General features: G+C 74.4%; 19 protein-coding genes. 8 read left to right on the plus strand and 11 right to left on the minus strand.

Annotation, left to right across the window (positions count from 1 at the left end):
* Positions 1 to 45 precede the first annotated feature (45 nt).
* Positions 46 to 1,119, plus strand: coding sequence for a cation diffusion facilitator family transporter (locus ACZ6KF_RS26225; protein ID WP_469240592.1), 1,074 nt, complete (start codon positions 46 to 48; stop codon positions 1,117 to 1,119).
* Between the two features lie 4 nt (positions 1,120 to 1,123).
* On the opposite strand, the gene ACZ6KF_RS26230 is transcribed toward ACZ6KF_RS26225, so the two are convergent.
* Complete coding sequence (locus tag ACZ6KF_RS26230) at positions 1,124 to 1,681, minus strand: YbaK/EbsC family protein (RefSeq protein ID WP_469159943.1); 558 nt, start codon at positions 1,679 to 1,681, stop codon at positions 1,124 to 1,126.
* Positions 1,682 to 1,851: 170 nt separating this feature from the next.
* Positions 1,852 to 2,622, minus strand: a complete 771-nt coding sequence (locus tag ACZ6KF_RS26235; RefSeq protein ID WP_469240594.1) for an acyltransferase — start codon at positions 2,620 to 2,622, stop codon at positions 1,852 to 1,854.
* 107 nt (positions 2,623 to 2,729) lie between these two features.
* On the opposite strand from ACZ6KF_RS26235, the gene ACZ6KF_RS26240 reads away from it, so the two are divergent.
* Positions 2,730 to 3,260, plus strand: a complete 531-nt coding sequence (locus ACZ6KF_RS26240; RefSeq protein WP_356630918.1) for a gamma carbonic anhydrase family protein — start codon at positions 2,730 to 2,732, stop codon at positions 3,258 to 3,260.
* Positions 3,261 to 3,441: 181 nt separating this feature from the next.
* Here the strand turns inward: ACZ6KF_RS26240 and ACZ6KF_RS26245 are convergent, their stop codons facing one another.
* Positions 3,442 to 3,879, minus strand: coding sequence for a DUF4442 domain-containing protein (locus tag ACZ6KF_RS26245; protein ID WP_356631036.1), 438 nt, complete (start codon positions 3,877 to 3,879; stop codon positions 3,442 to 3,444).
* Between the two features lie 153 nt (positions 3,880 to 4,032).
* Between ACZ6KF_RS26245 and ACZ6KF_RS26250 the strand changes: the two genes are divergently transcribed.
* Together ACZ6KF_RS26250 and ACZ6KF_RS26255 are read left to right on the plus strand one after the other, a co-directional pair.
* Complete coding sequence (locus tag ACZ6KF_RS26250) at positions 4,033 to 5,079, plus strand: DUF8017 domain-containing protein (protein WP_469240597.1); 1,047 nt, start codon at positions 4,033 to 4,035, stop codon at positions 5,077 to 5,079.
* 50 nt (positions 5,080 to 5,129) lie between these two features.
* Positions 5,130 to 6,443, plus strand: coding sequence for an MFS transporter (locus ACZ6KF_RS26255; RefSeq protein WP_356630922.1), 1,314 nt, complete (start codon positions 5,130 to 5,132; stop codon positions 6,441 to 6,443).
* Here the strand turns inward: ACZ6KF_RS26255 and ACZ6KF_RS26260 are convergent.
* Positions 6,405 to 7,250 carry a spermidine synthase gene (locus ACZ6KF_RS26260; RefSeq protein ID WP_469240598.1) on the minus strand — a complete coding sequence of 282 codons (846 nt, stop codon included), beginning with the start codon at positions 7,248 to 7,250 and terminating at the stop codon, positions 6,405 to 6,407. The genes ACZ6KF_RS26255 and ACZ6KF_RS26260 overlap by 39 nt on opposite strands.
* Positions 7,247 to 8,458: an elongation factor Tu gene (gene tuf / locus ACZ6KF_RS26265; RefSeq protein WP_469240600.1), complete on the minus strand. Its 1,212-nt coding sequence runs from the start codon at positions 8,456 to 8,458 to the stop codon at positions 7,247 to 7,249. The genes ACZ6KF_RS26260 and tuf overlap by 4 nt, the downstream gene beginning before the upstream one ends.
* A gap of 372 nt (positions 8,459 to 8,830) precedes the next feature.
* Between tuf and ACZ6KF_RS26270 the strand changes: the two genes are divergently transcribed.
* Positions 8,831 to 9,631, plus strand: a complete 801-nt coding sequence (locus ACZ6KF_RS26270) for a TVP38/TMEM64 family protein (protein WP_356630928.1) — start codon at positions 8,831 to 8,833, stop codon at positions 9,629 to 9,631.
* 25 nt (positions 9,632 to 9,656) lie between these two features.
* On the opposite strand, the gene ACZ6KF_RS26275 is transcribed toward ACZ6KF_RS26270, so the two are convergent.
* From ACZ6KF_RS26275 to ACZ6KF_RS26285, 3 genes are read right to left on the minus strand one after another with little or no spacing between them, the layout of a single operon-like run.
* Positions 9,657 to 10,388, minus strand: coding sequence for a cupin domain-containing protein (locus ACZ6KF_RS26275; RefSeq protein WP_469240602.1), 732 nt, complete (start codon positions 10,386 to 10,388; stop codon positions 9,657 to 9,659).
* The gene (locus ACZ6KF_RS26280) at positions 10,382 to 11,308 is read right to left on the minus strand and encodes a DUF6807 domain-containing protein (RefSeq protein ID WP_469178062.1); all 927 of its coding nucleotides are present in this window, start codon (positions 11,306 to 11,308) and stop codon (positions 10,382 to 10,384) included. Before ACZ6KF_RS26280 ends, ACZ6KF_RS26275 begins: the two co-directional genes overlap by 7 nt.
* Entirely contained in the window at positions 11,305 to 12,474 is a 1,170-nt protein-coding gene (locus ACZ6KF_RS26285; protein WP_469240629.1) for a Gfo/Idh/MocA family protein, read from the minus strand. Before ACZ6KF_RS26285 ends, ACZ6KF_RS26280 begins: the two co-directional genes overlap by 4 nt.
* Positions 12,475 to 12,764: 290 nt before the next feature.
* On the opposite strand from ACZ6KF_RS26285, the gene ACZ6KF_RS26290 reads away from it, so the two are divergent.
* Complete coding sequence (locus ACZ6KF_RS26290; protein ID WP_356630936.1) at positions 12,765 to 13,640, plus strand: undecaprenyl-diphosphate phosphatase; 876 nt, start codon at positions 12,765 to 12,767, stop codon at positions 13,638 to 13,640.
* Positions 13,641 to 13,924: 284 nt separating this feature from the next.
* Here the strand turns inward: ACZ6KF_RS26290 and ACZ6KF_RS26295 are convergent, their stop codons facing one another.
* Positions 13,925 to 14,104, minus strand: coding sequence for a hypothetical protein (locus tag ACZ6KF_RS26295; protein WP_356630938.1), 180 nt, complete (start codon positions 14,102 to 14,104; stop codon positions 13,925 to 13,927).
* Positions 14,105 to 14,269: 165 nt separating this feature from the next.
* On the opposite strand from ACZ6KF_RS26295, the gene ACZ6KF_RS26300 reads away from it, so the two are divergent.
* Positions 14,270 to 14,755, plus strand: a complete 486-nt coding sequence (locus ACZ6KF_RS26300; protein ID WP_356630940.1) for a nuclear transport factor 2 family protein — start codon at positions 14,270 to 14,272, stop codon at positions 14,753 to 14,755.
* Between the two features lie 66 nt (positions 14,756 to 14,821).
* Positions 14,822 to 16,390 (plus strand): apolipoprotein N-acyltransferase, encoded by a 1,569-nt coding sequence (lnt, locus tag ACZ6KF_RS26305; protein WP_469178060.1) that lies wholly within the window; start codon positions 14,822 to 14,824, stop codon positions 16,388 to 16,390.
* On the opposite strand, the gene ACZ6KF_RS26310 is transcribed toward lnt, so the two are convergent.
* Positions 16,305 to 17,219 (minus strand): Gfo/Idh/MocA family protein, encoded by a 915-nt coding sequence (locus tag ACZ6KF_RS26310; RefSeq protein WP_469159935.1) that lies wholly within the window; start codon positions 17,217 to 17,219, stop codon positions 16,305 to 16,307. The two genes, lnt and ACZ6KF_RS26310, sit on opposite strands and share 86 nt — an antisense overlap.
* Before the next feature lie 10 nt (positions 17,220 to 17,229).
* A complete protein-coding gene (locus ACZ6KF_RS26315) occupies positions 17,230 to 18,432 on the minus strand; it encodes an FAD-dependent oxidoreductase (protein ID WP_469240604.1) in 1,203 nt (400 codons plus the stop codon).
* Positions 18,433 to 18,506: the final 74 nt, after the last annotated feature.

Consider the following 18,506-nt stretch of genomic DNA (forward strand, 5'->3'; position numbering starts at 1 on the left):
CCCCGGGTACGTCCACCGTGTGCGCGCGGCCGGAAGGAGACGGACATGAGCGACCCCCGCATGCACCAGGACCATCACGGCCATCACACCCATGACCACGGCCACCACGGCCAAGGCCACGACCCCGAGCCCCGCCTCCGCCACCGCCTCGCGCACCTGCTCACCCCCCACTCCCACGACGCCGCCAACCGGGTCGACTCCGCCCTGGAGTCCTCCGCGCGCGGCATGCGGGCGCTGTGGGTGTCCCTGGCCGTGCTCGGGGCGACGGCACTGGCACAGGCGGTCGTGGTGGCGTGGTCGGGTTCGGTGGCGCTGCTCGGCGACACGGTGCACAACACGGCGGACGCGCTCACCGCCGTACCGCTGGCGATCGCCTTCGTCCTCGGCCGCCGCGCGGCCGACCGCCGCTTCACCTACGGCTACGGGCGCGCCGAGGACCTCGCGGGTCTCGTGATCGTGCTGACGATCGCGGCGTCCGCCGTCTTCGCCGGATGGACGGCGTTCGCGCGGCTGCTCGACCCGCGTCCGGTGGAGCACGTCCCGGCCGTCTTCCTGGCCGCCCTGGTCGGATTCGCGGGCAACGAGTGGGTGGCCCGCTACCGCATCCGGGTCGGCCGTTCGATCGGCTCGGCGGCGCTGGTAGCGGACGGGCTGCACGCGCGGACGGACGGCTTCACCTCCCTCGCGGTGCTGCTCGGCGCCGGCGGCTCCGCGCTGGGCTGGCGGCTCGCCGACCCGGTCGTCGGCCTGGCGATCACGGCGGCGATCGTGCTGGTGCTGCGCGACGCGGCGCGCGAGGTGCTGCGGCGGGTGCTGGACGCCGTGGACCCGGCGCTGGTGGACCGGGCGGAGCGGGCCCTGCGCGAGGTGCCGGGGGTGCGCGGGGTGGGCGAGCTGAGGCTGCGCTGGATCGGGCACCGGCTGCGCGCGGAGGTGGCCCTCGTCGTGGACGGGGAGGCGACCGTACGCCGGGCGCACGCGATCGCGGTCGAGGCCGAGCACGCCCTGCTGCACGCCGTGCCCCGCCTCACCGCGGCCCTGGTGCACGCCGATCCCGCGCCGGTCCCGGGCGAGCCGGACCCCCATCTGGCGCTGGCCCACCACCGGGCGCCCGCCTGATCCGTCAGGCGACGCCCAGGCCGTCCAGCACCACCGCGCCGGGCAGCTCCGCGAACGCCTTGCCGGGCACCAGCAGCTTGCCCCGCCGCCGGCCGCTGCCCACCAGGACGTACGGCAGGTCCACGACGGCAGAGTCCACCAGCACCGGCCAGCCCTCGGGCAGGCCGATCGGAGTGATGCCGCCGTACTCCATGCCGGTCTCGCCGGTGGCCGTGTCCATCGAGGCGAACGACGCCTTGCGCGCGCCCAGTTGCCGGCGCACCACGCCGTTGACGTCGACGCGGGTGGTGGACGGCACGACGCACGCGGCCAGCGTGGTGTCGCCGCCGCGCCTGCCCGCGACGACCACGCAGTTGGCGGACTGCTCCAGCAGTTCCCGGCCGTAGTGCTCGACGAAGACGGCGGTGTCGGCCCACTGGGGGTCGGTGTCCACGTAGACGATCTGGTCGGCGGGGACGCTGCCGCGCCAGTGCCGTACGGCGTCGGCCACCGGGCGGGTCAGTTCGTCGAGGCGGTCCGGGGCGGGGGCGGCCTGGTCGAAGTGTCCGATGGGTGAGCGCATGGCCGCACGGTAACAGCCCTCCGTGCGCGTGCCGGTGGCAGGTGCATCGGCGTCGGCCTGCCGGGCGGTCTCCTTCGGCCCTGCGTACGCGGGCCGGTGGAAGCACGGGCAGGCCTGCTGCTCGCCCAGCGGCCTCCAGCGCTGCGCGGGCGGGCCGGCGGCAGGCCGGATCAGGACTCGGCGTCGGCCTCCAGCCGCGCGAGCGCCGCCGCCGTCTCCTCGTCGAGGCCGGCGAGCGCGGTGAGCTGCTCGGGCGTGACGCCGTCCGGTATCGGCACCGGGGCGGGGGTGCGCAGCGGCGGCTGCCAGCCATCGGCCGGGGTCCAGCGCCGTACGACGCGGGCGGGCGCCCCGGCGACCACGGCGTGGTCGGGCACCGTGCCGCGTACCACCGCGCCGGCGGCCACGACGACGTTCCGTCCGATCCGGGCGCCCGGCAGGATCACCGCGCCGGTGCCGATCCAGCAGCCGGGCCCGATCTCCACCGGCTCCATGCGGGGCCACTGCTTGCCGATGGGCTCGTGCGGATCGTCGTAGGAGTGGTTGGTGGAGGTGACGTAGACGTAGGGCCCGAAGTAGCAGTCGCTGCCGATGGTGACGGTGGTGTCGGCGATGACGTGGCTGCCGCGGCCGAGCACGACGCCGTCGCCGATGCGCAGGATCGGCTCGGGGCCGAGTTCGAGGCCGGGCATCAGGCCGGCCGTCAGGGTGACCTGTTCGCCGACGATGCAGTGGGCGCCGAGGCGGATCCAGGGCTCGCCGAAGACGGTGCCGAGGGGGAAGGCGAGTCTGGTACCGGTTCCCATCGCGCCGAAGCGGAACCGCCCCGGCCGGTCGGCGGTGACGGAGCCGGTGCGCTGCGCCCAGGCCCAGCCCGCGTGGACGGCGCGCTGGGTGAGGCGGCGTCGCCAGGATGAGAACGTGTTCTTGCGCTTCGGCACCCGCTCACGGTAATCGGCGCGGGGCCGCCCACGGGCCGGGAGGCCTGTGATCTTCGCCCCACCGGGTGGCGTACGGTGCCGGTGTCGACCATGGGAGGCGGAGGAACATGACGGACGGGGCGTTGATCACGGGCATCGGCGGCCGGGAGCCGGAGATCGCCGGGGACGCGTTCGTCGCGCCGACGGCCGCGGTGATCGGGGACGTGACCCTGGGAGCGGGCGCGAGCGTCTGGTACGGGGCTGTCCTGCGCGGCGACGTGGAGCGGATCTCCGTGGGGGCGCGGAGCAACGTCCAGGACAACTGCACGCTCCACGCCGACCCGGGTTTTCCGGTGACGGTCGGCGAGCGGGTGTCCATCGGGCACAACGCCGTGGTGCACGGCGCGACCGTCGAGGACGACTGCCTCATCGGCATGGGCGCCACGGTGCTCAACGGGGCGGTCGTCGGCGCGGGTTCGCTGGTCGCCGCGCAGGCGCTCGTACCGCAGGGGATGCGCGTGCCGCCGGGTTCGCTCGTCGCGGGGGTGCCGGCGAAGGTGCGGCGGGAGCTGAGCGCCGAGGAGCGCGAGGGGCTCACCCTCAACGGCACGATGTACGCGGCGCTGGCCGGGCAGCACCGGGACGTGCACGGGAAGTGACGGCTGCCCGGACGTCCTCCCCGCCCTGCGCGCGAAGGACGGGGACCGGGAACCCCGGCGTCCCTGCCCCGACCGATGAGGGCAGCCGCTTAACCCATCGGCGCGCGGGCGTGCGCCCGTAGGCCGGCGCACGCCCGGAAGCATCCGGCAGCACCGCCGGTCCCCGGCGGTGACCCGCCTCTCAGCTGTTGGGACGCAGCGTCCAGACCACCGTCATCTCGGTCGTGACCGCGCCGTCCTCGCGCCGGATGGCGACGGACACCGGGAACTCCGGGCGCTTGCCCTCGTCCAGTTCGGCGACGACCTCGGCGGCGGGCCGGCCGAGGGTCGCGGTGGCGGTCACGGGACCCAGGGCGATCTTCTTGAACGCGATCTCGGCGTGCACCGGCAGCGGCACGGCGCGCGAGAGCTGGTCGCCGAACGCGGCCAGGACTATCGCGCCGCTCGCGGACTCGCCGAGGGTGAACATCGCGCCGGCGTGCGGCCCGCCGACGTGGTTGCGGTACTCGCTCTGGTCCGGCAGGGCCAGCACGGCCTTCTCCGGAGTGGTCTCCAGGTACTCGAGGTTCAGGGTCCTCACCATCGGCACCGTGGCGGCGAGCAACTCGCCGATCGACATCTGGTCTGCGCTCATGCCGGAAGGTTACCCACGAGTAGCCACTGTGGCCAGGGCCGCACGGGTCCGCCCGCTCGGACCTCCGGCCGGATTGCTACGTCCCTGACAAGGGGCAGTGACCGAATCGTGTCCCTGGCGGCACTAGGGTTACTGCGCATGTGGCCAGGACAGCAGCCGCCCGGGGGCGAGCAGAACCCGCAAGCGCAGAACAACCCGCAAGGGCAGCCCAACCCGTACCAGCAGCCGGGTTACCAGCAGCCGAATCCGTACCAGCAGCCCGGCTATCAACAGCCCGGCTACCAGCAGCCGGGCCCCTACGCAGGGCAGTCCCAGTGGAACACCCCGGCCCCGGCGGGCCCGCCCCAGCCGGCGCCCGGCGGCGGTGACGGCAACCGGACGAAGGTCGTCGCCATCGTGGCGGCCTCGGCCGTGGTCCTGACCGCCGCCGTCACCGGCTTCCTGGTCCTCGGCGGCGAGGAGGAGGACACGGCGAGCCCGAAGAAGGAGACCAGCGCCTCTCCGTCGGCGCCCGCCGCCCCGTCCTCGCCCGCCGCGTCGGCGTCCGGTTCGGACGACAACCCGCGCGGGACCGAGACCGAGAAGCCGACCGTCGACGGCTGGAAGGTCGTCGTCAACCCCAAGCGCGGCGTCGCCTTCGACGTGCCGGCCGACTGGGAGGTCCAGTCGCCCGGCCTGAGCATCGGCTTCGAGGACGACAAGTCGGACGACGCCAAGCCGCTGATCATCATGTCGGCCCCGGCGTACTACAAGTCCAAGTGGTGCACGACCGACTCCAACAAGGACGGCCGCACCGAGGACACCGCGCTGGCCGCCGTGGGCACCAAGGGCGCTGACGGCGCCAAGGACACCGACGAGGTCGCCGTGAACACGGTCCCGTGGTGGGTGTACGGCGGGTACACGCAGCCCGACAAGAAGAGCCTGACCTTCGACAAGGAGGCCAAGGAGTACACGACCGCCTCGGGCATCAAGGGCAGCATCGCCTGGGCCCAGTCGGAGAACACTCCGCAGAAGGGCAAGTGCGCGAGCGACGGCAAGGCCCTGACGTTCGGCTTCAAGAACTCCAAGGGCGACTTCGTGTCGTGGAACTTCTACGGCGCCAAGGGCGTGACCGGCGAGGTGCCCAAGGAGACCGTCATGAAGATCCTCAGCACCGTCCGGCTGCACGGCGAACCCACCGAGTGACGGGAACAAACGGTTTGGCAAGTCGGGGGTAGGGCGGGGATAGTCGGCCGGTGAACACCGCCGACCGCCCCCGACGCCTTCCGCACCGCCCCGGCTGGGCGGGCCGCAACTACAGCCTGCTGACCGCCGCCGCCGTGGTCACCCACCTCGGGAGCCACGGCGCGCTCATCGCCGCCGCGTTCGCGGTGCTGGAGGCCGGCGGCGACGGCGGCGACGTGGGCCTGGTGGCCGCCGCGCGGACGGTGCCGCTGGTGCTGTTCCTGCTGATCGGCGGGGCGGTCGCGGACCGGCTGCCGCGGCACCGGGTGATGGTCGCGGCCAACGCCCTCAACTGCGTCTCCCAGGGCCTGTTCGCGCTGCTCGTGCTGACCGGCGAACCCCTGCTGTGGCAGATGATGCTGCTGTCCGCGCTGGGCGGCACCGGGCAGGCGTTCTTCAGCCCGGCCGCCGAGGGCATGCTGATGTCCTCCGTGCAGGGCGAGCAGGCGAGCCGGGCGTTCGCCGTGTTCCGGATGGCGATGCAGGGGGCGGGCCTGGGCGGTGCGGCCCTCGGCGGCGTCATGGTCGCGGCGATCGGGCCGGGCTGGGTGCTCGCCGCGGACGCCGCCGCCTTCGCCGTCGCCGGGGCGATGCGCGCCTTCCTCGACGTGAGCCACATCCCGCCGCGCGAACCGGGCGGAGGGCTGCTCGCGGATCTGCGGGAGGGCTGGCGGGAGTTCGCGGGCCGGCCCTGGCTGTGGGGCATCGTCGTGCAGTTCTCCCTCGCCAACGCGGTCGTCGCCGCGGCCGACGCGGTCTACGGCCCCCTGGTCGCCCGGGACCATCTGGGCGGGGCGGCGCCCTGGGGGCTGGCGCTGGGCTTCTTCGGGGCGGGCACCGTCGTGGGGGCGCTGCTGATGACGCGCTGGAAGCCGCGCCGGCTGCTGCTGGCGGGCACCCTGTGCGTCTTCCCCCTGGCCCTCCCCTCCGCCGCGCTCGCCGTGCCGACGTCGGCCGGAGTCCTGTGCGCGGCGATGTTCCTGACCGGCGTCACGCTGGAGATCTTCGGCGTCTCCTGGATGACCGCCCTGCACCAGGAGATACCCGAGGACAAGCTCTCCCGGGTCTCGGCCTACGACTGGTTCGGCTCGGTCGCCCTCGTCCCGCTGGCGACGGCGCTGGCCGGCCCCGCGGAGACGGCGGTCGGCCGCTCGACGGCGCTGTGGGGCTGCGCGGCGCTGGTCGTCGTGGTGACGGCGGCGGTCCTGTGCGTCCCCGACGTGCGCAACCTTCGCCGCCGCACCAAGGAGGTGACGGGCGGTGCGGGCCCGGACCGGCACGCCGGATCACCCGATGCCGAACGCCCCGTCGGGGGGCTCGGGTGAGGGCACCGCGTCCGCGTCCCGCACCGGACGCGCGTCGCCGATGAACCGGCGCAGCCCCTCGCCGTGCTCCACCCGTGCCGGGAAGGCGTCGGCGGCGGTGCGGCGGGCCAGGGCGGGCGTGTCGACCGGCCGCTGGGCGGCGACCAGCACGGCGTTGCCGAACCGCCGCCCGCGCAGCACGGCCGGCTCGGCGATCAGCACCAGCTCGCGGAACACCTCTGCGTGGGTGGCCAGTTGGGAGCGGAGGAAGCCGAAGGGCGCGGCGTCGGCCAGGTTGGCCAGATAGACGCCGCCGGGCCGCAGCACGCGCGCGGCCTCACGGGCGTAGTCGAGGGACGTCAGATGGGCCGGCACCCGGGAGCCGCCGAACACGTCGGCGACCAGCACGTCGGCGCAGCCGTCCGGCGCCTTCGCCAGCCAGTCGCGGGCGTCCGCCGCGTGCAGCACGATGCCGGAGTCCTCGGGCAAAGGCAGCTGTTCCACCACCAGTTCGAGCAGCGCCCGGTCCGCGTCGACCACGTCCTGCCGGGAGCCGGGCCGGGTCGCCGCCACGTACCGGGGCAGGGTGAGCGCCCCGCCGCCGAGGTGGAGCACGTCCAGCGGACGCCCCTCCTCGGCGACGGAGTCCAGGACGTGCCCCAGCCGCCGCGCGTACTCGAACTCCAGGTGCGCGGGGTCGTCCAGGTCGACGTACGACTGCGGAGCGCCGTCCACCGTCAGCAGCCAGGCCCGCTCCCGGTCGACGTCGGGCATGAGCTTGGCGAACCCGTGGTCGACGGGCCTGCTGACGGGGACGGATTCGGTCACCGCTCCATTGTGCCCGGCGCTCGGGCCCCGTCGACGGCCGTCACCGTCCCGGCGCCGACGGTCCGCCCGCCCTCGCGGATCGCGAAGCCGAGCCCCGGCTCCAGGGGCACCTCGCGACCCAGCTCCACGGTCATGTCGACCGTCTGCCCGGGCCGCGCGACCGCCGCCTCCCCGAGGTCCACGGCCCCGACCACGTCCGCGGTGCGGATGTAGAACTGCGGCCGGTACCCGCTCGTCACGGGTGTCGTACGGCCGCCCTCGCGCGCCGACAGCACGTACACCCGTGCCGTGAACCGCCGCCGGGGCGTCACGCTGCCCGGCGCCGCGACGACATGGCCGCGCCGCACCGCGCCGCGGGACACGCCCCGCAGGAGCAGCGCCACGCTGTCCCCGGCCTGCGCCTCCTGCATCGGCTTGCCGAAGGTCTCCACCCCGGTGACGACGCTCTCCAGGCCCGCGCCCGGCACCTCGACCCGGTCGCCGACCCGGACGGCGCCCCGCTCGACGGCGCCGGTGACGACGGTGCCCCGGCCGGTGATGGTCAGCACGTTCTCCACCGGCAGCAGGAACGGCGCGTCCAGATACCGCTCCGGAACCGGCACATAGGTGTCCACCGCGTCCAACAACGCCTCCACGGACGCCGTCCAACGCGGGTCCCCCGCCAGCGCCCGCAGGCCGGAGACCCGTACGACGGGCGCCGCGTCGCCGCCGTAGCCGTGCCGGGTGAGCAGGTCGCGCACCTCCAGCTCGACCAGGTCGGTCAGCATCGCGTCCTCGCCGTCACCGACGGCGTCGGCCTTGTTGAGGGCGACGACGATGTGGTCGACGCCCACCTGGCGGGCGAGCAGGACGTGCTCGGCGGTCTGCGGCATGATCCCGTCGAGCGCGGAGACGACGAGGATCGCCCCGTCGAGCTGCGCGGCGCCGGTGACCATGTTCTTGACGTAGTCGGCATGGCCGGGCATGTCGACGTGGGCGTAGTGCCGGGTGTCGGTCTCGTACTCGACGTGCGCGATGTTGATGGTGATGCCGCGCGCGGCCTCCTCGGGGGCGCGGTCGATGCGGTCGAACGGCACGAAGGCGCCGGCGCCGCGGTCGGCGAGGACCTTGGTGATGGCGGCGGTCAGGGTGGTCTTGCCGTGGTCGACGTGGCCCATGGTGCCGATGTTGAGGTGCGGTTTCGTGCGGACGTATGCCGTCTTGGGCATGGCGGTACCTCGAAGTCCGTTGTGCTGCCCGGGTGATGGCCCCGGCGCGCTCGGCCGGGACGGGGACCCCGTGGATCCGGCCGACCCTCCCCCTGCGGGGTCCGCCGGTCGATCCGGGGAGGGTCAGCTTCGGGCGCCGTCGACAGCGGCCACGAGGAGCGGGACGGCAGCCTTCGGGGCATCCGCTGCGGCGGATGCGGCGAGGACGAAGGCGTACCGGAACATGACGCCGATCATTCCCGAGGGCCGGTCGCGCGTCGAATGGTTTTCGCGCGGGCGCAGCGACGCCACAGGCCGTTCGTTTCCCCGCCCGTGACCGTCGTGAGACGGACCATACGGCGATCACACATGTTCGTCGGTTAGTGTCACCGGATGCTCGATGCCACCACCCGCTCTGGGGGCACCGCCGCGGTCTCTCCCCGGACCGCCGCCGCACTGGACCCGCCCGTCACCGCGGGCCGGCTCGCGCGCTGCGTGGGCGTGCTGCTGTCGCCCTGGTCCCGTTTCTCCCTGCTCGTCGCGCTGCTCGCCGGCGCCGCGACGACGGTCCTGCTGGTCGAGCCGCAGCGGCTGCTGTCGGAAGGGCTGCCGCCGCACCTGAGCGGGGCCGCCGCCGCGCTGGTCTTCGCGGTGGCCTACGGCGTGTGCACGGTGGCGTTCGTGCCGAGACCGCTGCTGAACGTCGGGGCGGGGGCGCTGTTCGGCTCGCAGCTGGGCATCGGCGCCGCGGTCGCCGGGACGGTGCTGGGCGCGGCGCTCGCCTTCGGTCTGGGCCGGGTGCTGGGGCAGGACGCGCTGCGCCCGCTGCTGCGGGGGCGGGTACTGACGGCCGTCGACGGGCAGCTCAGCCGGCACGGCTTCCGCTCGATGCTGGCGGTGCGGCTGTTCCCGGGGGTGCCGTTCTCCGCGGCGAACTACTGCGCCGCCGTCTCCCGGATGGGGTGGCTGCCGTTCCTGCTCGCGACCGCGCTCGGGGCGGTCCCGAACACGGCGGCGTATGTGGTGGCCGGGGCACGCGCCTCGACGCCGACGTCCCCGGCCTTCCTGATCGCGATGGCGTGCATCGCCGTGCCGGGCGCGGCGGCCGCGGTGGTGGCCTGGCGCAAGCGCCACCACCTGCGGGGCCGCCGAGGGCCGTCACCGGCGCAAGCGCCACCACCTGCGGGGGACTGACGGGCGGTCACGCGGCTGCGGAGGGTCAGAAGTCCGCGCGGTACACGTCCAGCCGCCCGCACATGCCGAACCTGCCTTCTTCGACCGGCTGTTCGGCCCGTACGACGGCCTCGGCGAGGTGGGACACGTCGCCGCGCTCCAGCCGGTCGAGCTGCTCCCGGGTGGCCTCGGCGGCGGCCTGCGCGCCCCTGCGCAGCCGTTCCCGCCACTCGGCGAGCCGGGGCCGCACCAGGGCGCCCGCGGCCCGGTGGAAGGCGGCCAGGGCCTGCGGACCGCCCTCGCGCAGCGCGCGGTAGCCCTCCATCGCCAGGTCCCGCCGGGCCCGGGCGGCGCGTTCGCGCTCCGCCCGCGGCGCCCCGGCCGGGATCCCGGTCGCGGCGGCGTACGTCTCCGGGTCGGCGAGGTACTCCGGCGGCAGCGTCAGCACCGCGTCCCCCGCCTCCGGCAGGCCGCTGTTCTGCATCAGGACGGTGATCCGCAACTCGTCCTCGTTCACCAGCCGGTGGATCGTGCCCGGCGTGAACCAGGCGACCGTGCCGGGCGTGAGCGGCGTGACGCGGAACCCGGAGGCCGTCAGCGTCTGCACCGCTCCCCGCCCGCCGGTGACGACGTACGCCTCCGAACAGGTCAGGTGCAGGTGCGGAGTGCCGCCGCGCACGCCGTCGGCGGCCGGCCAGTCGTAGACGCACAGCCGGGAGACGGCGACGCCGCCCGGCAGCCCGTCGAACCGGCCGGCCGGCGCCCCGTCCGTCACCACGGGAGCGCCTCCAGGCGGCCGGTGATCCGCTCCCGCTCCCAGGCGCCGTCGGCGACCACGATGCGGTAGCGGCGGCGCAGGGTGTCGCCGGGAGCGAGTTCCAGCTCGTCGAAGAACGCCCAGGAGGGGGCGACGGCGGCGAACGGCTCGTTGCGCACGAACCAGTGGGCCGGGTGCTCGCCCCGCTCGCCGAGGTGGTCGTTCTCCGGGGCGTGCGCGAAGACGAGGGTGGCGTGCCCGTCGACGCCGTCGTGCTCGGCGCAGTACGCGAGCCACGGCGACTGCGTCGCCATCAGGTGCGGCCCCTCGCCGTCCGGGCCGATGATCCGTCCCTCCCGCCAGCCGCGCGGGCCGCGCCAGAACAGGCCGGTGTAGCCCGCCATCGCGCGCCCCGCGGTGGTGGGGCTGCCGAACAGCAGCGGCTCGTCGCGGCGGTTGGTGACGGCGGTGGTCCACGTCAGCGCCCAGGAACCGGAGCCGGCGTCGATGCCGTGCACCTCGATGCGGCGCTCCTCCTCGGCCCACAGCTCGCCGGAGTGCGGGTGCCAGGTCAGCCGCTCGGCGATGACGGCCCGGTCGCCGTCCGCCGTGACCTCGTCGAAGCCGGCGTGCGCCATGGAGCCGACCCGGTCGGGCAGGGGAAGGTAACCCTCGCCGTGCACATAGCTGTTGCCGCCCCACAGGTTCTGCCCGGACAGGTGCGAGGCGGTCAGCTGGAGGCCCTTGTGCCAGCGGTGGTCGTTCGGGCGGTAGTCGGTGACGACCGCGCCCGAGAGGGTCCGCAGGGGGTGCACGTACGGCTTGGGCGCCTCCCACGCAGCCTCCGGGCGGTAGACGTACGTCAGCAGTTCGACGCCGCTGTCCGGGGCGGTGACGGTGACGCGGTCGCCGTGGACGTGGACGATGCCGGGGCCGCTCACGCCGGCGCCTCCGCGCTCGCGCCCGCCGCGGAGGGGGCGGGGGCCCAGCCGGCGGCGCCGCCGTGCAGGTGCGTGTAGTACGGGTCGCCGGGGCCGATGTCACCGCGCCGCACCGTGGTGTCCGTGAACGCCGACTTGTAGAGCGCGGTGACCAGCTCCAGGCTCTTGCGGCCGTCCTCCCCGCTGCTGCGGGGCCGCTCGCCGGCGCGCATGCTCGCCACCAGCTCGCGCAGCTGGGCGATGTGGGAGCTGGGCACGTCCGTCCCGAACTCGCGCCAGGCGGCGGCCTCTTCCACCGGTACGTCCGGCGCGGGGGTGATGCGCCAGTCGGTGTTGGCGTAACCGTACAGGTGGCTCAGCTCGATCGTGGCGCGCTCGCAGTCCAGCCGGATGCGGCTCGCCTCGTCGGGGCTGAGCACGCTGTTCACGACGGTCGCCATGGCGCCGCTCTCGAAGCGGAGCAGCGCCGTGGAGACGTCCTCGGTCTCCACGTCGTGGACCAGCCGGCCGGCCATCGCCCGGACCTCGCTCCACGGCCCGAGCAGATCGAGCAGCAGGTCCATCTGGTGGATGCCGTGGCCCATCGCCGGGCCGCCGCCCTCCGTCTGCCAGCGGCCACGCCACGGCACGGCGTAGTAGGCGGCGTCGCGGTACCAGGTGGTCTGGCAGTGCGCGACCAGGGGCCGCCCCAGGGCGCCCGCGTCCAGCAGCCGGCGCACATGGGCGGCGCCGGAGCCGAAGCGGTGCTGGAAGACGATCGCGGCGTACGGCCCGCCGTCCGCGCCCTCCGCCGCCTCCACGGCGTCGAAGTCGGCGAGCGAGGGCACCGGCGGCTTCTCGCACCACACCCATGCGCCGGCGTTCAGCGCGGCGATGGTCTGCTCCCGGTGCAGCGTGGGCGGGGTGCAGATGGTGACCAGGTCGGGGCGCTGCTCCTCCAGCATCCGCGCCAGATCGGTGTAGGCGTGCGGGACGCCGCCCGTCGCGCAGAACTCCCGGACCGCGGCGGCGTCGATGTCGACGGCCGCGACGACCTCCGTCTCGCCCTCCTCGGCGAGCTGGTGCAGGGCGGGCAGATGACAGCCTCGGGCGATGGCCCCCGTACCGATCACGGCGGCGCGGAGCGGGCGGCCGGCGAACGGCGCGGAAGGCGGGGTCGGGGGCATCGGCATGGACCTGATCAGCACTCCTCCGAAGACGGATACAAAGCTCAGAGGGCCAGCAAGCGCTTTCCCTCCAGGCAACGTAGGCCCGGCCCGCCGACGGGGTCAACACCTCGCACCGATCACCGGCGGCCCTCCGGGCGACCGATCACTTCGCACGACCGAGCGAGCCCCGGGGTCGGGCGCCCTGTCAGGGGGCGCTACGCTGCCCCACAACACACCAGATCACCGCGCGCGGGGGCTCGGTGTGTCCGTCGTCCGTTCCTCGATCGGCACTTGGACTCCGTAACTTCATGTCTTGGTTCGAATCACTCATCCTCGGACTCGTCCAGGGGCTGACCGAGTTCCTCCCCGTGTCCTCCAGTGCGCACCTGCGTCTGACCGCCGCGTTCTCCGGCTGGGAAGACCCGGGCGCCGCGTTCACGGCGATCACCCAGATCGGCACGGAGGCCGCCGTGCTGATCTACTTCCGCGAGGACATCGGGCGGATCCTCGCGGCCTGGTTCCGCTCGCTCCACGACAAGAAGTGGCGCAAGGACCAGGACGCCCGGATGGGCTGGCTGGTGATCGTCGGCTCGATCCCGATCGGCGTGCTGGGCGTGACGTTCAAGGACCAGATCGTCGGCCCGTTCCGTGATCTGCGGATCACCGCGACCATGCTGATCGTCATCGGCATCGTCATCGGCGTCGCCGACCGGCTGGCGGCCCGCGACGAGTCGGGCGGCCGGCACCGGGCGGCCAAGCAGCGCAAGACGCTTCAGGAGCTGGGCGTCAAGGACGGCCTGATCTTCGGCCTCTGCCAGGCCGCGGCCCTGGTCCCGGGCGTGTCCCGCTCCGGCGCGACCATCAGCGGCGGTCTCTTCATGGGCTACACCCGCGAGGCCGCGGCCCGCTACTCCTTCCTGCTCGCGATCCCGGCGGTGCTCGCCTCGGGCCTGTTCGAGCTGAAGGACGCGATGGAGAACGACCATGTGACGTGGGGTCCCACGATCTTCGCGACGGTGATCGCCTTCGTGTCGGGCTACGCGGTGATCGCCTGGTTCATGAAGTTCATCTCGACCAAGAGCTTCATGCCGTTCGTGTGGTACCGCATCGCCCTGGGGATCGTCATCATCGCCCTGGTCAGCGTGGGTGCACTGAGTCCGGACGCGGGCGAGCCGGCGCACTGAGCGGGGGTGGCGGTCGCAGGCTGCCCGCCAACGGCGACCCTGCGACCGCTCCGGGAAGGTGCAGTCATTCCGGACCCGGAACTTCCGGCCGTCTCCCACTCGTCTCCCACTCCCGCCGGGGGCGACGACCCCTGTAGGCGTCCGCCCACCAGTGAGGGCAGGGACGGCATCCCCGGCCGGTCGTCCGGACCGGGCCGGCCGGCATGGATCACCGCCCTCGCGACGACGGGCGCACCGAGCCCGGACGCGGGGCGAGCCGGCGTGCCGAGCCTCGCCGGGCGCCGTCAGGCCGCCTCGATGACGTCACCGCGCACGGCGGCGGCCCACTCGACGACCAGCAGCTCGTACTCCGCCCGCTCCTGCGGCGACAACGACCCGCCCGCACGCAGCCACAGCGCGCGGATCAGTTCATTCACCTCGGCAGCAGACCGCACGGAACCACGGACCAAGGAATCAGGGAACATGCGGGCAAGCCTAGGGGCAAGCACTGACACTGCGCTACCGAGTGGCTACAAAATGCAGCATCTGTTCGCTCCCCCGCCGGACTCACCCCCACGGCGTTCCGACGCCTGTGCGCCCCGCCCGCACGCCCCCTTGGCGCAGCCCTCTCCATGGTCAAGACTGTGGCGATGACGCAGCGTGTGGAGCTCGCGACCGTGATGGACCGGCTGGCCGTGGACGCACTGATCACCGAGTACGCGGTGACGGTCGACGACGGCGACTGGGCGGCGTACCGGCGGCTGTTCACGCCGGAGGGGCGGGCGGACCACCGTTCGGCCGGGGGGATCGAGGGGGACGCCGGGGACGTGGCCGAGTGGCTGGCCGGGGCCCTGGGGCCGTACGGCGCGCGGCAGCATCTGGTCGTGAACCGGCGGGTGGTGTTCGACACCCTGGACGGGGACGCCGGGAACACCGCGCGGGCGCAGGCCGACTACGTCAGTGTCCTGCGGGCTGCGGGCGGCGAGGAGGGGCCGGGGGCGCCCGATCTGGTGTGCGGCGGGCGGATCGCGTTCGGGCTGCTGCGGACGGACGACGGCTGGCGGCTGCGCGAGGTGAGCGTGCGGGAGAAGTGGCGGCGTGCGGGCGGGGCTCCCGGGGTACCTGTGAACGGCTGAGCCGACGCCCTCTGTACCGGGACCTCGGCGGCGCGCACACTGGGGGCAACGGTACGGAGGCGCCGTATGAAGACGTCGGGCGAGTGGCTCGTCTCCCCGTGGCGGCGGTCCGCGGTGGCCGTCACGGCGGGCGCGCTGCCGATGCTCGCCTTCCCGGCGCCGGCCCTGTGGTGGTTCGGCTGGGTCGCGCTGGTCCCGTGGATCCTCCTGACGCGCTCCGCGCCGACGGGCCGGCGGGCGGCCTACGACGGCTGGTGCGGAGGGCTCGGGTTCATGCTCGCCGTGCACCACTGGCTGCTGCCGAACCTGCACGTCTTCACGTTCGTGCTGGCCGCGCTGCTGGGCGCGTTGTGGGCGCCGTGGGGCTGGCTGGTGCGCCGTTTCCTGGGCGGTGCTCCCCCGGTCCGCCGGATCGCGGCCGGCCTGCTGGTGCTGCCGTCGGGCTGGCTGGCGGTGGAGCTGGTCCGCTCCTGGCAGGGGCTGGGCGGCCCTTGGGGGATGCTGGGCGCCACTCAGTGGCAGGTGGAGCCGGCGCTGCGGCTGGCGTCGCTGGGCGGCGTCTGGCTGATCGGCTTCCTGCTGGTGGCCGTCAACGTCGCCGTCGTCGTGCTGGTCGCGGTACCGGCCTCGCGCACTCCGGCGCTGGCCGGGCTGCTCGCCGCGGCGGCGGCGGGTTCGGCGGCGTGGGCCTGGGCGCCGCGACCCGCGGTCGACGGCGAAGCCCGGGTGGCCGTCGTGCAGCCCGGCGTCGTGGACGGCCCCGACCGCCGCTTCGCCGTCGGGGAACGGCTGACCCGCGAGCTGGCCGGGCAGGACGTCGACCTGGTCGTCTGGGGCGAGAGCAGCGTCGGCTTCGACCTCGCCGACCGCCCCGATCTGGCCCGCCGTATCGCCGCGCTGGCCCGCACCCTGGAGGCCCCGGTCCTGGTCAACGTCGACGCGCGCCGCTCGGACCGGCCCGGCATCTACAAGAGCTCGATCCTCGTCGGCCCCGACGGCCCGACCGGCGCGCGGTACGACAAGATGCGGCTGGTGCCCTTCGGCGAGTACGTCCCCGCCCGCTCCCTGCTCGGCTGGGCCACCTCGGTCGGCGAGGCGGCGGCCGAGGACCGCCGGCAGGGCACGGGCCAGGTCGTGATGGACACCGGCGGCACACTGCGCGTCGGCCCGATGGTCTGCTTCGAGTCGGCGTTTCCCGACATGAGCCGCAATCTCGCCGGGCGGGGCGCCGACCTGCTCGTCGCCCAGTCGTCGACCTCCACCTTCCAGCGCAGCTGGGCGCCCGCGCAGCACGCCTCGCTGGCCGCGCTGCGCGCCGCGGAGACCGGTCGCACGATGGTGCACGCCACCCTGACCGGCGTCTCCGCGGTGCACGACCCGCAGGGCCGGCGCGTCGGGGCGTGGCTCGGCACCGACACGAGCGCCGCCGAGGTGTACGAGGTCCCGGTGGCAAGCGGCGCCACCCCGTACGCGCGGTACGGCGACTGGCCGGTGTACGCGGCGCTGCTGACGCTGGCGGCGTTCGGCGCGGCGCAGGGCGCGCGGGCGGTCAGTCGCTCGCGCGGGAGCGCTCCTGGACCGCGAGTACCACCTGCTCGCACAGGGCGTGCGTCGCCAGCGCGTCCCGGGCGCTGACCACCCGGCCCGCGCGGACGGCGTCGAGGAAGGACAGCACCGCCTGCTCGATGCCGCGCTGCCGCGCCACCGGCACCCAGTCGCCGCGCCGCCGCACGGTCGGCTGGCCCTTGTGGTCGATCACCTCGGCGAGGTTGAGCACCTGCCGCTTGGTGTCCTGCCCGGAGACCTCCAGGATCTCCTCGGCCGATCCGCTGAGCCGGTTCATCACGCCGAGCGCGGTGAACCCGTCCCCGGACAGCTGCAGCACGACATGGTGCAGCAGCCCCGCCTCCGCCCGCGCCCGCACGGTCACGTCGTCGATCTCGCCGGGCACCAGGAAGCGCAGGGTGTCGACGACGTGGATGAAGTCGTCGAGGATCATCGTGCGCGGCTCTTCGGGCAGACCGACGCGGTTCTTCTGCATGACGATCAGCTCGCGCGGATGCTCCGCGCACTGCGCGTAGCCCGGCGCGTGCCGCCGGTTGAAGCCGACGGCGAGGCCGACGCCCTGGCGCTCGGCGAGTTCCACCAGCCGCTCGGAGTCGGCGAGTTCGTACGCGAGCGGCTTGTCGACGTACGTGGGCACACCGGCCCGCAGCAGCCGCTCGACGATCTCCGGGTGCGCCTCGGTCGGCGCGTGCACGAAGGCCGCGTCGAGGTCCTGGGCGAGCAGGGAGTCCAGGGTCCGGTGGCGCCGCTCCGACGGCAGGTGGAGGCTGTCGGCGACGCGGTCGAGCGTGGCGGGCGTGCGGGTCTGCAGATGCAGCTCGACGCCGGGCTGCGTCCCGAGGACCGGCAGATAGGCCTTCTGCGCGATGTCGCCGAGTCCGATGCAGCCGATCTTCACGGGGGCTCCTCTACCGCTGGTCCGCGCCTGCCTGGAGCGAAGCATACGGCGGCGGCGGAGGCCGCCAGTCGGCGATCCCGTCGAAGCCCCGCAGGAACAGCGCGGGCCCGGCCTGGGACAGCACGGTGAGCAGGGTGTCGCGTGCGGCGACGGCTGCGCGGCTGCCGGCCATGTTCACGCGGGCGATCCGCACGGCCTTGCGGGCGATGCCCGTCGTGCGGGGCAGCCTAGCGGCGGTGTAGCCGGCGAGGTCGTCGGCCACGCTCGCCCCGCCGGTGCGCAGGGCCAGCACGACGGCGTCCTCGACGGCCTGGTTGCCGCCCTGCCCGAGGGTCGGCGGCATGGCGTGCGCGGCGTCGCCGAGCAGGGCGACCCGGCCGCGGTGGAAGGCGGGCAGCGGAGTGGCGATGTGATGCACGTCGTGGCGGAGCACGTCCCCGGGCCGGGCGGCGGCGAGCACGGCCGGGACGGGCTCGTGCCAGTCGCCGAAGCGGCGCAGCAGTTCGGCCCTCTCGTCGTCGGGGGCGCGCTGTCCGGCCGGTGTCATGGCGGCGGCGTAGGCGTAGACGCGGCCGTCCTTGAGCGGGTGGGTGCCCCAGATGCGGCCCCTGCCCCAGGTCTCGTGCGAGGAGAACCGCAGGCCGGGCAGCGGCAGCAGCAGACGCCAGGTGGTGAAGCCGGCGTACACGGGGCCGGGGTGGTCGGGGAAGAGGCGTCCTCGCACGGCGGAGCGGATGCCGTCGGCGCCGACCACCAGGTCGGCCTCCAGTTCGCCGTCGGGCGTGCTCACGCGCGCCGGCCGGCGCGCGTCCCCGGGGTCGGCGAGGCGGGCCTCGACGGCCGTGCGGACGGCGTCGGCGGGGAGGCGGGCGGCGAGCAGATCGACGAGCGTGGCGCGGTGCAGCAGCACCAGGGGGCCGCCGAACCGCTCGGCGGCGGCCCGGGTGTCGGCGCGGGAGAGCCAGCGGCCGTCGGGGGCGCGCAGTCCGCCGTCGCCCTGCGCCGCGGCGAGGTCGCGGATCTCGTCGCCGGCGCCGATGACGTCCAGGGCGCGAAGGGAGTTCGGGGCGAGGGAGATGGCGGAGCCGACGGGTTCGAGGGACGGGGCCCGTTCGAGGACGGTGACCCGCCAGCCGCGCCGGTGCAGGGCCGCCGCCGCGGTCAGGCCGCCGATTCCGGCGCCGATCACTACGGCTCTCGGCGTGTGTGCCATGACTCCTCCTCGGGGTGCACGGGGTGTCCCCATCGGCGCTCACTACAGATGTAGTGCGACCCTCGCCGCCGACT

It is taken from the genome of Streptomyces sp. NPDC046379, assembly GCF_055587785.1.